Source organism: Rathayibacter sp. AY1H3, assembly GCF_002932015.1.
This window is the reverse complement of sequence record NZ_PSUU01000023.1, coordinates 1-12,142: the sequence shown is the minus strand read 5'-3', so window position 1 is coordinate 12,142 and position 12,142 is coordinate 1. Positions and strand designations below refer to the sequence as shown.

Sequence of the window (12,142 nt, the reverse complement as noted above, 5' to 3'; positions counted from 1 at the left end):
GCGGGGGCGGTGCGCCCCGGCGCATCACCCGATCCGACTCTCGATCATCGCGCTGCCGATGCGGTCCTCGAGGTCGGCCAGCTCGTCGAGGACGTCGCCGACCACCCAGACCTGCCGGGCGCCTCGACGGGCGTCGCTTTGTGACGCCGTGCGTCGCGCTCGGTACCCGTTCGCTGCTCTTCTGGGCACTATCGACTCCATGACCCGCCAGATCCGCTTCAACGCCTTCGACATGAACTGCGTCGCCCATCAGTCCTCGGGCATGTGGCGCCACCCCCAGGACCAGTCCTGGCGCTACAAGGACCTCTCGTACTGGACCGACCTGGCGAAGCTGCTCGAGCGCGGCACGTTCGACGGCATCTTCATCGCCGACGTGCTCGGCACCTACGACGTCTACGGCGGCTCGAACGAGGCGGCGATCCGCCACGGCGCGCAGGTCCCCGTCAACGACCCGATCCTCCTCGTCTCGGCGATGGCCGCCGCGACCGAGCACCTCGGCTTCGGCATCACCGCCGGCACCGCCTATGAGCACCCGTACCCGTTCGCGCGGCGCATGTCGACGCTCGACCACCTGACGAAGGGCCGCGTGGGCTGGAACGTCGTCACCGGCTACCTCCCCAGCGCCGCCCGCAACATGGGCCACGAGGACCAGCTCGAGCACGACGACCGCTACGACGTCGCCGACGAGTACCTCGAGGTGCTCTACAAGCTGTGGGAGGGGTCGTGGGAGGACGACGCGGTCGTCCGCGACCGCGAGTCCGGCGTGTTCACCGACCCGGCGAAGGTGCACGAGATCGGGCACCGCGGCAAGAACTTCACCGTCCCCGGCATCCACCTCTCGGAGCCGTCGGTGCAGCGGACCCCCGTCATCTACCAGGCGGGAGCGTCGCCGCGCGGCATCCGCTTCGCGGCGGGCAACGCGGAGGCGATCTTCGTCGCGTCCTCGACGAAGGCCGGCCTGAAGGCGACCGTCTCGCGCATCCGCGACGCCCTCGAGGCGGCCGGCCGCGACCGCTACTCCGCGAAGATCTACACGCTGCTGACGATCATCACCGCCGAGACCAGCGAGGCCGCGCACGAGAAGCACCGCGACTACCTCTCCTACGGGAGCGAGGAGGGGGCGCTGGTCTTCATGTCGGGCTGGATGGGCATCGACCTGTCGCAGTACGACCTCGACGAGCCGATCGGCAACGTGAAGAGCAACGCGATCCAGTCGGCCGTCGCCAACTTCCAGGAGGCGAACGAGGACGGCTCGGAGTGGAAGGTCCGCGACATCGCCAAGCTCAGCGTGATCGGCGGGCTCGGCCCGTTCGTCGTCGGCTCGCCCGCAGAGGTCGCCGACCACCTCCAGGAGTGGGTCGAGGAGACCGACGTGGACGGGTTCAACCTCGCCTACGCGATCACGCCCGGCACCTTCGAGGACGTGGTGGAGTTCATCGTGCCGGAGCTGCGCCGCCGCGGCGCGTACCCGGAGGAGTACGTCAAGGGCAGCCTCCGCCAGAAGCTGCACGGCCGCGGCGACCGGCTGCCGGAGGAGCACCTCGGCGCCGGCTTCCGCTACGCGCCGGCGGCGGTCTGACGACAGGGGGCGCCGGGTGGCCGGTGGGGGCGGGGGTCTCCATAGGCCGCTCCGCGGCCGCGCCGGACGCACGAGCACCCCGCCGCGATGCGCGACGGGGTGCTCGTGACGTGCGGAGGGGCTCAGCCCTCGAAGGTGGCGTCGAGCGTGATGTCTACTCCGGTGAGCGCCTTGCTGACGGGGCAGGTCTCCTTGGCCTCGTCGGCGGCCTTGAGGAAGGCGGCCTCGTCGATGCCGGAGACCTCGCCGCTCACGACGAGCTTGATGCCGGTGAGCTTGAATCCGCCGGCCGAGTCCGGGCCGAGCGAGACGTCGGCGCGGACGTCGAGCGCCTCGACGGTGCCGCCGGCCTGGCCGAGGACGGCCGAGAACTGCATCGCGTAGCAGGCGGAGTGGGCGGCCGCGAGGAGCTCCTCGGGGCTGGTCGAGCCGTTGGCGTCGTCGGCGGCGCGCTTGGGGAACGAGACGTCGTAGGTGCCGATCTTCGAGCTCGAGAGCTCGACCTGGCCCTCGCCGGTCTCGAGCGAGCCGTTCCAGGCGGTGCGTGCGGTACGAGTGGGCATGAGTCCTCCTTGGGGGGCGGGGAGAACCGTAGAACGATCGTTCTCCCCTGATGCGCCGAGCCTAGGTGGAACGCGCGGCGTCCTGCAACCACCGGCCTCGGACCCTCGGCGAGATGCCAGTCCGGCGCGCCTCCGTCGGCGTGTCGCGTACGGGAGCGGCCTATCGCGGAGGAGAGGACGGGGCCTCGGTTCAGTGCACGAGCTTCAGGCCGACGACGCAGCCGACGATCCCGAGGACCAGCAGCGTGCGCACGAGCGAGAAGCCCTCGCCGCCGAAGAACATGCCGTAGAGCACGGTCAGCGAAGCGCCGATCCCGACCCAGACCGCGTACGCGGTGCCGGTGGGCAGCTCGCGCATCGCGTAGGCGAGGCCGGCCATGCTCGCGACGACGCCGACTCCGAAGACGACCGACGGGCCGAGCCGGGTGAACCCCTCCGACTTGCCGAGGGCGGTGGCCCACACGGCCTCGAGGACACCGGAGAGGATGAGGACGATCCAGGACATGACAACTCCTACGAGTCAGTCTTGTCGCGTTCCGGGTACTGCTCCCTCGTCCGGTCGCCGTCATCGGCTCCGGACAGTCTGCCCGTGCGCGCTGGGCAGGCCCTGGGCAGCGCGCGGCGGGGGCGGAGCCGCCGCGACCGCGACTCCGCCCGCCGCCGTCAGCGCGGCTGAGTCGGGTTCGTCGGCACTCCGTGCGAGGGCGGATTGATCGGCGGACCGGACGTCGCCGGCGAGACCGGCGATCCGGACGACGAGCGGGACACCTCGGGCAGCGACTCCGGCACGCTGCCTGCCGGCTCCGCTCCCCCGCGCAGCTGCTCGAGACGCGAGTGCAGGATCGTCGTCACCGGCAGGCGGTGCCCGTGCGCCTCCTCGTAGGCGAGCAGCGCGCCGAGGCCGGCCTCGTCGAGCGGGCGGATGCGCTCCGCGAGCGTGCCGAGCGGGATGTCGTTCCAGTCGGGGAGCGGCATCTCCTCGCGGGAGGGTGTGTCGGTCATTCGTGCTCCTTCCGTTCCCTCCATCCCACGCCTCGGACGGCCGTCCGCCCAGGGGCTTGACCGGTCGCGGGGCGAACGGGGCTCGGCCGAGGGAGGACGGTCGGATGGTGCAGCCGGCCCATCCCCCGCCGGATCAGGCGGTGCGGCGGGAGGAGCGGCGGGTCGCCAGGTGCACGAGGACTCCGACCACGAGGAGGATCCCCGCGTAGAGCCAGACGATCGGGTCCTGCTGGCTGAGGAGCAGCACGCACGAGGCGACGCCGAGCACGGGGATCGCCGTCCACACGCGGAAGTGGTCGTGCTCGACCTTGTCGCGCCGCAGCACGAGCACCGAGACGTTCGTGCTGATGAACACCAGCAGGAGGAGCAGCACCACGGTCTCGGCGAGGGTCGCCAGATCGCCGACCAGAGTCAGGAGGCACGCCGCCAGCGTGGTCACCGCGATGGCCACCCACGGCGTCCGGCGCTTCGGCAGCACGTGGCCGAGCACGTCCGGGAGGAGGCCGTCCTTCGCCATGCCGTAGGTGACGCGGCTCGCCATGATCATGGTCAGCAGCGCTCCGTTGGCGACCGCGACGAGCGCGATCAGGCTGAACAGCCATGCCGGCACCCCGGCTCCGCTCGCCGTCACGACGTCGAGCAGCGGGGCGGAGGATCCGGACAGCTCGTCGGCGGGCAGCGCGATCGAGCTCGCGAGGCCGACCAGGACGTACACCGCGCCGGCCGTCAGCAGCGAGCCGAACAGCGCGCGCGGGTAGACGCGGCTGGGGTCGCGGATCTCCTCGGCGATGTTGGCCGAGGTCTCGAAGCCGACGAAGGAGTAGTACGCGATGATCGCCGCGCCGAGCACCGCCAGCGCCGGCGCCTGCTCGGAGCTGAGCTCGACCGTGCGGGCGAGGTCGCCGCCTCCGCCCGCCACCAGCAGCGCGACGCATCCGATCACGATCAGCAGGCCGCCGACCTCGATCACGGTCATCACCGTGTTGCTGAGCAGCGACTCCGCGACTCCCCGCGCATTGAGGCACGCGACGAGGATCAGGAAGACGATGGCCGTCGGCACGGTCGGCACGTCGAGGAAGGTGCCGAGGTAGTCGCCGGCGAACGCGAGCGACAGGCCGGCCGCGCTGGTCACTCCGGCCGCGAGCATGGCGAAGCCGACCAGGAACGAGACGATCGGGCGCTTGAACGCCCGCTGCGCGAACACCGCCGCGCCTCCCGCCTTCGGGTACTTCGTCACCAGCTCGGCGTAGGAGCCGGCGGTCAGCAGCGCGAGGCCGAGCGCGAGCAGGAGGGGCATCCAGACGGCACCGCCGACCTCCGCCGAGAGCGTGCCCATGAGGGCGTAGATGCCCGCGCCGAGGACGTCGCCGAGGACGAAGAAGTAGAGCAGCGGGCCGGTGATGCGGCGGCGCAGGGAGGTGCCGCCGGCCTCTCCGGTCGCGGGGGCGTCGCTCGTGGTGGCCATGTCGTCCTCTCGTCGCGCGCTCGGGAGCGAGCACGACGGGCCACGCTAGGGAGGAGGGGGCCGGGAGGTCGAGAAGGTTGACCGGGCGGGGGACGCGCCCGGCCCGCAGGCGCCCGCTCCGCAGACGCCCCGTCCCGCGCGTGTAGCGCCCCCGACCCCGCCCGGTCAACCTTCTCGATCTCCTCGCCGACCTCCTCCGCCTCCTGGCGCGACTCGTGGTGGCTCAGCGGGACCTGGGCGTGGGCGATGCGGTTGTGCCAGCCCTGCTCGTCGGAGTAGGTCTCGATGGGGAGGACGGTCGTGGTGCTCATGGTGCTCCTTCGTGGTGGTCCCTCCATGGCACCTCGCGCCCCCCGCCGCTCGGGAGAGGGTTGACGCGAGCCCGTGTCTCGAGCAGGACCAAGGCGTCTCGGCGGTCCAGCAGCGAGCGGCGGCGGCGCGGCGGGTCAGGGCGAGACCATGCCGCCGTTCACGTTGAGGGTCTCGCCGGCGACGAAGCTCGACTCGGCGGACGCCAGGAACACGTAGGCCGGGGCCTGCTCGGCGGGCTGCGCGGCACGGCCCATCGGCGACTCGCTCGAGCCGAAGTCGGGCAGGCTCTCGGGGTCGACGCCGCCGCTCACCTGCAGGGCGGTCCACGTCGGGCCGGGCGCCACGACGTTCACGCGGATGCCCTTCGCGGCGAGCTGCTGCGCAAGGCCCTTCGAGAGGTTGTTGATCGCGCCCTTCGTCATCGCGTAGTCGAGGCGGTCGGGGGCGGGCTTGTGCGCCTCCGCCGACGCCGTGTTGATGATCGTGGCGCCCGCGGGCAGGTGCGGGAGGGCCGCGCGGATGATCCGGAACGGAGCGAAGACGTTGACCGCGAAGGTCGCCTCGAACTGCTCGTCGGTGATGTCGAGCAGGTCCTCCTTCCAGATCTGCTTCCCGGCCACGTTGACCACCGCGTCGAGCCCGCCGAGGCCCTCGACCGCCTCCGCCACGAGCCGCGTGCAGTACTCGGCACTCGTGAGATCGCCGGGGATCGGCACGGCGGTGCGCCCCTCCGCGCGGATCAGCCCGATCACGTGCTGCGCGTCCTCCTCCTCGCTCGGGAGGTAGGCGAGGGCGACGTCGGCCCCCTCGCGGGCGAAGGCGATGGCCACGGCGGCGCCGATCCCGGAGTCGGCTCCCGTGATGAGCGCGCGGCGACCCGCGAGCCGACCGGTGCCGCGGTAGCTCTCCTCGCCGAGGTCCGGCACCGGGGTCATCCGCGACTGCAGCCCGGGCTCGGGCTGCTGCTGGACCGGCGGAGTCACGTCCGGGTACTGGGTGGCGGGGTTCGTGAACGTGTACTGGTCGGGCATGGCTCCTCCGTCCGCGGCACCCGGATCGGGCCGCTCCCCTCCATCCCAGGCGAGCCGCGCCTCCGGGGCCACCCCGTGCACGGGCGGGCGGCGCTGTGGTAGCCGGCGCCGCGCCTGCTCGGAGGACCGGCACGGCGACCCGGACGTGCCGGTGCCCCCCTCCGCGGATGAACACCGGACGACAGTGGGCTCCCCCACGCGCCGACGCCGCGCGGGCGTGCGAGGCTTGATGGTCGTCCCCCTCCCGCCCGCCCCCGACCTCAGGACACCGTGAACCCTCAGGACACCGCGAAAGCCCCCGCCTTCCCCTGGATCGGCCTGCTCACGCTCGCCGGCGCCGTCTTCGTCTCCGTGACGAGCGAGTTCCTCCCGACCGGGCTCATCCCCGACATGTCGCGCGACCTCGGGGTGAGCATCTCGCTCACCGGCCAGCTCGTCACGATCTTCGCCGCGACCGTCGTCGTCGCGACGACTCCGCTGACCCTGGTGACCCAGCGCTTCTCGCGCAAGAGCCTCCTCCTCGTGGCGCTGTGCACCATCGCGGTCGCCAACGTCCTCGCCGCGCTCGCCCCCACCTTCGGGCTGCTCATCGGCGCGCGCATCCTCGGCGGGCTCGCCCACGGCCTCTTCTGGGCGATCGTCGCCGCCTACTCCGCGCACCTCGTCGCTCCGGAGCAGCTCGGCCGCGCGACCGCGATCACGGCGGGCGGCGGATCCGCGGCCTTCGTCCTCGGCGTCCCCCTGGGCACGGCGCTCGGGCACGCGTTCGGCTGGCGGCCCACCTTCGCGATCCTCGGCGGCGTCGTGCTCGTGCTCGCGCTGATCGTGGTGAAGTTCCTGCCCGCGGTCGACCACCACATCCCGCTGCGGACCGGCGAGATCCGCCTGCCGGCGCGGAAGGACCGGACGCTCCCCCGCATCATCGGCGTCTGCGTCGTCATCCTGCTGGTGCTGATCGGCCAGAACACCCTCTCGACCTACATCACGCCCTGGCTCGAGAACGCCTCCTTCGCCCCCGACACGGTGCCGCTCGTGCTCTTCGCGTTCGGCGGCGCAGGGGCGGTCGGACTCGTCCTGGCCGGCTTCGCGACCGACCGGTTCCCCCGCTCGGGCTTCGTGGTCGCCGCGATCGCGGTCGTGCTGGCGCTCGCGGGCCTGGCCGTCGCCGCGGGCACCGGTGCCGCCACGGCCGTGGTCGTCGCCGCGGTGATCTGGAACATCGCGTTCGGCGGCATTCCGGCGATGCTGCAGACCCGGATGCTGCGCACCTCCTCCTTCCAGCTGCGGAGCCTCGCCGCGGCGCTCCAGACGACGGCCTTCAACATCGGCATCGGCGGCGGCGCGGTCGTCGGCGGACTGGCGATCGACGCGAGCGGGCTCGACGTGCTGCCGTGGGTCGCGATCGTCATCGTCGCGGTGGGGCTCGTCGTCAGCCTGATCGTCGACGCCCGGGCGACGGCGGCGGTGCGGGCGGAGGCGGTCCCTACTCGCTGATCGTGTTCACAACGGAGGAAGAACGCGTTCCGGCGCGCGCTGATCCGCGTGTTCACGGTCGAGCTGGAACGTTCTTCCTCCGTTGTGAACACGGCGGCCTCCGGCCTCGTGAACGCAGCGGCGTTCCTCCGGCGCGAACACCGGGATGTCGTCCGCACGGCCGACGCGGCGCCGCGGGGAGCAGGGGATACGGTCGAGGGATGAGAGACGGAACCCGATGAGCCCGAGCACCCTCGAGCCGCCGCTGACCCTCCCCTACTACGGGGCTCCGCCGATGGCGGCGCTCCGCCGCTTCTTCGGCAACTACCTCCGCTTCCGCGGGAGGGCGAGCCGGGCCGAGTACTGGTGGATCATCCTCCTCGGCAGCGTCCTCACAGGGCTGCTGCAGCTGGCCGACGGCGGTCCGTGGCGCCTCGACTTCACGTTGACGCCGTACCCGAGCGGCGCGCCATTCCAGACCTTCTGGGTGTCGCTCGCCGCGAGCGCGATCGCCCTGGCGACGTTCCTCCCGTCACTCTCGCTGATCTGGCGACGACTGCACGACGTGAACCGCAGCGGGCTCTGGATCCTCGCGATCCTCGTGCCGATCGCCGGCTACGTGTTCCTGCTGATCCTGTTCGTGCTGCCGCCGCGGCCGGAGGGCGCGCGGTTCGACTGACCGGCGGACGCGTCGGCGGCGGAGTGCCGGACCCGGCCGACGAGTCGGCAGTGCGGCTCGCCTGCCGCCCGCAGGACGACGCCCGTTCTCGCATCAACCGCAGGAACCGTGATGCGCCCGAGCCCCAGGGTCGTGTAACCGGCTTCCTTCTCACCGGTGACCCTGGACGTGCCGATCGCGAGACAGATCACTGACCAAGCGAGAGCGGCGAAGAACAGCACCAGCGGCACGAAAAGGGGCAGACGCGATCCCGGAGGAAGGACCGCGAACCCGACGAAGAGCCAGATAGAGGCGATCGCCTGGGCGAGAGTTCCCCACCCGGTGCTGAGAACACGTGTAAGCGCAGACCGCCCGGGCAGCACTTCCACCCTCTCCGGCACCAGCGCAGGTACCCTCTCCGCCCCCGACATCATGCGCCCTCCGTCGGCGGCGCCAGGGCGACAGCGCCAGCGGCGCGCGCATCAGCCCGCTGCACCGCCCGATAGACCGTCGACCGCGCGACCTCGAACTCCGCCGCGAACTCGGCAACAGTGCAGTTCCCGGCACGATGCTCTGCGACCAGATGCGCCTCGATCTTCGGCGACAGCTTCGGCTGACGGCCAGGCAGACGCCCCTTGGCCTTCGCGACCTTCATCCCCTCACGAGTGCGGGCACGAATCAGATCCCCCTCGAACTCCGCGACCATCGCGAGCACGTTGAACAGCAGCCGGCCGATCGGATCCTCCGGATCGTGGACCAATCCCCCGATGCTGAGCTTCACCCCGCGGCGGGTCAGCTCATCAACGATGTCGCGAGGGTCTGTGATGGACCGCGCGAGCCGGTCGAGCTTCGTCACGAGCAGAGTCGATCCGGCGTCGCACGCAGCCAGCGCCTCTCGTAGCGCGGGACGCTCGCGGTTCCGGCCGGTTGGACCCAAGTCGACGTAGATCCGATCGGATGGGACGCCGGCCGCCCGGAGCGCGTCGCGCTAAGCGGTCGCATCCTGCTTGTCGGTTGAGACGCGGGCGTATCCCACGAGCGACCGTGCGCTCAGTGTGTCAGTTGACGCCCCATCATCGGGCATCTCATCGGGCGGGTCTATTGCGACAAACAGCGCCGCGAGATTCCGGTCTCATGCGCGGCCATCCTGGGCGGCCGGATGACGACCCCTCATCGGACGCCGGACGCATCGACGCACTAGCCCTCCGAGGCTCACGCCGCACTACCGTCGAATGCGCCCGCCCAAGGCTCCCCTAATCCAGTAAGGGGGTGTCCTGCCCGCAGCACGGTGAGGGTGGCAGCCCGTTCGAGCCGGGCCGGGTCAGAGGAGCCTCGCGCTGCGGGCGCGAGGCTCCCGCTCGACGCGGAGAGCGATTCCCTATCGGTACGCATGTCCAAATCCTCGCGCATCGAACAGGGGCCGGAGAGGCTCCTCGACGCCGGAGCGGCTGTCCTCATCTACTCCGGAGGTGTCCGTTAGGGGGACTTGGGTTCAGCCGGTCGTTGCAATACCACCGTGAGTCGGAGTGTTGGCGATGGGATCGAAGTTGAAGCAGCGTGCCCGGGGTGGCGCGGTTCTGGGAGCTGCCGAGGGAAGGGTCGAGTCGGTCGGCGGCCCGTGATGCTGTCGGCGTGCCGGTGAAGAGCCGCTCAACGGAGCAATCAGCTGCTTTCCGTCCGTCGCCTCGCAGGGGGTGTCTGCTCGGATCTTATGCTTGATTCGTCACATTGTTTAGTGGTTCAGTATCGCGTCGACGTTTTCGGTCGTTCCGTATCCCACCATTCGATGAGGTTGGCGTGCAAGATTAGCGCGAAGGCTTCGACTGCAAGGTCGCCTCCGGTGGTCAGGGAATCGATTGCGGCAGGGTCCCACTGGTCGAGATTCACTACCTCGTCAGTGGAGGTGGGTGTAGCTCGAATGGTTGTGTCAACGCTCCATCCGTTTGAGCTGTGGGTTGCGGTAGCCGCGATGACGTCGTACGGGGTGGAGTAGTGGCGGCGCATCCACCCCACGACGTCGGCGAGGTCGCGGGTGTCGGTCAATCGTTCTCGATCGGGGTGTAGACGGGGCATCCGGTCCCGTAGGGCGGTTGGATGATGGGTGCGGCGGTGGTGCTGGTGGTAGATCGGGTGTTTATGGTGCTGTCGATTTTGTAGGCGTTGACGATGCCGATGGGGTTAGCGAGGGGATCGGAGCCGTTGTAGGCGTTATATCCGAAGAGAACGAAGTAGACGGGTGTGCAGTTCGCGTCGTAGAGCGTCTTAGAGCCTGAGCTCCCGGGTGCGTAGAGGCCGTAGCTGAGTGTCTGCTAAATATCGAAGTTGGTGTCCGCGTCAAAGTGGCCGCGAGCGATGATGTGATTCAGTCCGAACCGGGAATTTCCGCAACGCAGCGGCAAGTCCCCCTGGTCGTTGCTGTAGCTGCCGAGCGAGTGGTCGTATGTCTGTCCGTCGCAGGAATGAGTGTTCAGTCCTGGTACGTCAGCCTGAGCGGCAGGTGCGACAACCGTACCCAGGACGAGCGCAACGAACACCGTGGCGATTTTGCCAGCGGACCGATTTCGTGAGGTGTGCATGACTATTACGACCTTCATCCAAGTCCCCGCGCTCACCCCTTGTGAGCGGTCGTCGTGCACGTCTAGGTCTACTCCGCATAGCTCGGCAATACAACCCTGGGTGTTGCCGACACCCGGGCTTGGCAGCGGGACACGCATGCCCTTCGAAGATCATCAGTGGGACAGTGTTCGTGGCAGCGAGCTGCAAGTTGGCGTCTGCGGGAGGGCCGTTCCCCGCACCAGCCCGGCGCGCGGGATGCGCCGCGCGCGGGCGCGGGCGGCAGCGTTCCGCAGGACAGCCGCTCGCGGCCATCACTGCTACTGCAGCGACCAGCGCCAGTTCCGAGCGCAGTAGGAACATCCCGCGCTGATGTCCTCCGGCCCGAACGTCGGAGTAATGATCGACGGTGCGAGCTTCACCGCCACAGGCTTCGCGGGACGATACCGCCGCCCGCAGACGTCTAGGCGCCCGGCCAACCATCCCCATAAGGGACGCCGCCTGCCGACGAGAGATCCGGCTCAACGGTCTCGACGACGCACTCTCGACACGCGTACAGGGATTCCAACTCCGGGCTTCGCTGGCATGTACCCGTAGTTGTCCGCCCACAGCTCCGGCTCGCTCGCGCGGTCGATCCAACGCAGCGAGTACACCCGACCCCGGACGTCGACCGAACCTCCGAGTAGTTCATCGAAGACCGACTCATCACCCAGCTCGAAACCGTCCTCGTACGGCGGGCCCACGCGCGGATGGGATTCATCGAAAGCAGGCTCATAGAAAAACGTCCACGCGATCCCCCATCGCGGATCACTCAGCTCCCGCCTCCACCACGGGCCGCTGGCCGCGAGGTGAGCACCGACCTGCACCGAGAAGTAGCCCGCTAGCTCACCCTCGAATGACGCCTCAGCGACAGCCTCGCGAAACCGCTCGAGCTCAGGACGCAACTGCGGCGAATCGCGCTTACTCGAGTGGAAGAACATTCGCTGACGGTACTGCGCCGAACACGCCACAGCCACCAGGCTGCTCAGTGGGTGACCGGCCACCCATCCGCATACGGGATGCTTCAACTTGCCGATGGTGCTTAGGCTCCAGTCGTGGACTCTCCGTTTCGACACCATCGACAGGCAGGCATCATCAGTCCCGCCTCAACGCTTGACCTGCCCGCATCGATCACCTGCTCCACGTACTACCGTCCTCGCGCCGGCAGCAACGACGACGCCTTCGCTGATCGGATCGTGATCGAGCGGTGCGACGGCATGTACTTACTCGAAGGCCCTTCGCTGAGTTATCCCAACCTGCAACTGAAACTCGAGTACTCCGGGGAGGCTCCGGAAGGTCACTTCGTCAGCGTCAACGTCTCCGACCTGCGTGGGAACCGGCTGCTGCGAACGCTGTACCAGTACGCGAACGCGGACGCTCTGCGCAACGACCTCGGAGGCGGGCACGGCTTCACTGGCCTCAACTACTTCTACCGCGACGGAGCGGAACTGCAGTACTGGTGCAGCG

General features: G+C 69.6%; 11 protein-coding genes, 1 pseudogene and 1 riboswitch. Of the genes and pseudogenes, 4 read left to right on the top strand and 8 right to left on the bottom strand.

All coding sequences use genetic code 11. The annotated features are described in order from the left end of the window. Nucleotides 1–24 precede the first annotated feature (24 nt). Nucleotides 25–189, bottom strand: coding sequence for a hypothetical protein (locus C5C33_RS18535; protein WP_181131493.1), 165 nt, complete (start codon nt 187–189; stop codon nt 25–27). Between the two features lie 10 nt (nt 190–199). Here C5C33_RS18535 and C5C33_RS10390 point away from each other — a divergent pair, with 10 nt between their 5' ends. Beyond that, nucleotides 200–1,579 (top strand): LLM class flavin-dependent oxidoreductase, encoded by a 1,380-nt coding sequence (locus tag C5C33_RS10390; protein WP_104261065.1) that lies wholly within the window; start codon nt 200–202, stop codon nt 1,577–1,579. Nucleotides 1,580–1,701: 122 nt separating this feature from the next. Here the strand turns inward: C5C33_RS10390 and C5C33_RS10385 are convergent, their stop codons facing one another. The 5 genes from C5C33_RS10385 to C5C33_RS10365 all read right to left on the bottom strand — a co-directional run bounded on the left by C5C33_RS10385 (nt 1,702) and on the right by C5C33_RS10365 (nt 5,952). After that, complete coding sequence (locus C5C33_RS10385; RefSeq protein WP_104247811.1) at nt 1,702–2,142, bottom strand: OsmC family peroxiredoxin; 441 nt, start codon at nt 2,140–2,142, stop codon at nt 1,702–1,704. 190 nt (nt 2,143–2,332) lie between these two features. Then, nucleotides 2,333–2,647, bottom strand: a complete 315-nt coding sequence (locus C5C33_RS10380) for a multidrug efflux SMR transporter (RefSeq protein WP_104222377.1) — start codon at nt 2,645–2,647, stop codon at nt 2,333–2,335. Nucleotides 2,648–2,656: 9 nt separating this feature from the next. Next, nucleotides 2,657–2,720: riboswitch (guanidine-III (ykkC-III) riboswitch) on the bottom strand. A gap of 85 nt (nt 2,721–2,805) precedes the next feature. Further along, a complete protein-coding gene (locus C5C33_RS10375) occupies nt 2,806–3,144 on the bottom strand; it encodes a hypothetical protein (protein WP_104261064.1) in 339 nt (112 codons plus the stop codon). A 133-nt stretch (nt 3,145–3,277) separates the two neighbouring features. Next, nucleotides 3,278–4,609 carry an APC family permease gene (locus C5C33_RS10370; RefSeq protein WP_104261063.1) on the bottom strand — a complete coding sequence of 444 codons (1,332 nt, stop codon included), beginning with the start codon at nt 4,607–4,609 and terminating at the stop codon, nt 3,278–3,280. A 446-nt stretch (nt 4,610–5,055) separates the two neighbouring features. After that, nucleotides 5,056–5,952 carry an SDR family oxidoreductase gene (locus C5C33_RS10365; protein ID WP_104227027.1) on the bottom strand — a complete coding sequence of 299 codons (897 nt, stop codon included), beginning with the start codon at nt 5,950–5,952 and terminating at the stop codon, nt 5,056–5,058. A 270-nt stretch (nt 5,953–6,222) separates the two neighbouring features. On the opposite strand from C5C33_RS10365, the gene C5C33_RS10360 reads away from it, so the two are divergent. Then, on the top strand, nt 6,223–7,446 hold the full coding sequence (locus C5C33_RS10360) for an MFS transporter (RefSeq protein ID WP_104226411.1): 1,224 nt from the start codon (nt 6,223–6,225) through the stop codon (nt 7,444–7,446). 217 nt (nt 7,447–7,663) lie between these two features. Beyond that, nucleotides 7,664–8,104 carry a DUF805 domain-containing protein gene (locus C5C33_RS10355; RefSeq protein ID WP_181074926.1) on the top strand — a complete coding sequence of 147 codons (441 nt, stop codon included), beginning with the start codon at nt 7,664–7,666 and terminating at the stop codon, nt 8,102–8,104. 409 nt (nt 8,105–8,513) lie between these two features. On the opposite strand, the pseudogene C5C33_RS10345 reads toward C5C33_RS10355, so the two are convergent. Together C5C33_RS10345 and C5C33_RS10340 are read right to left on the bottom strand one after the other, a co-directional pair. Then, a pseudogene (locus C5C33_RS10345) lies at nt 8,514–9,167 on the bottom strand (recombinase family protein). A gap of 1,990 nt (nt 9,168–11,157) precedes the next feature. Beyond that, the gene (locus C5C33_RS10340) at nt 11,158–11,616 is read right to left on the bottom strand and encodes a hypothetical protein (RefSeq protein WP_146076582.1); all 459 of its coding nucleotides are present in this window, start codon (nt 11,614–11,616) and stop codon (nt 11,158–11,160) included. 114 nt (nt 11,617–11,730) lie between these two features. Between C5C33_RS10340 and C5C33_RS10335 the strand changes: the two genes are divergently transcribed. Beyond that, the coding region (locus C5C33_RS10335; protein WP_146085775.1) for a hypothetical protein at nt 11,731–12,142 on the top strand (412 nt) is incomplete at its 3' end.

Excerpts from the sequence above, each read along its gene's own strand:
- C5C33_RS10380 (WP_104222377.1), bottom strand. The coding sequence starts at position 2,647 with ATGTCCTGGATCGTCCTCATCCTCTCCGGTGTCCTCGAGGCCGTGTGG.
- C5C33_RS10340 (WP_146076582.1), bottom strand. The coding sequence starts at position 11,616 with ATGTTCTTCCACTCGAGTAAGCGCGATTCGCCGCAGTTGCGTCCTGAG.
- C5C33_RS10365 (WP_104227027.1), bottom strand. The coding sequence starts at position 5,952 with ATGCCCGACCAGTACACGTTCACGAACCCCGCCACCCAGTACCCGGAC.
- C5C33_RS10390 (WP_104261065.1), top strand. The coding sequence starts at position 200 with ATGACCCGCCAGATCCGCTTCAACGCCTTCGACATGAACTGCGTCGCC.
- C5C33_RS10385 (WP_104247811.1), bottom strand. The coding sequence starts at position 2,142 with ATGCCCACTCGTACCGCACGCACCGCCTGGAACGGCTCGCTCGAGACC.
- C5C33_RS10375 (WP_104261064.1), bottom strand. The coding sequence starts at position 3,144 with ATGACCGACACACCCTCCCGCGAGGAGATGCCGCTCCCCGACTGGAAC.
- C5C33_RS10355 (WP_181074926.1), top strand. The coding sequence starts at position 7,664 with ATGAGCCCGAGCACCCTCGAGCCGCCGCTGACCCTCCCCTACTACGGG.
- C5C33_RS10370 (WP_104261063.1), bottom strand. The coding sequence starts at position 4,609 with ATGGCCACCACGAGCGACGCCCCCGCGACCGGAGAGGCCGGCGGCACC.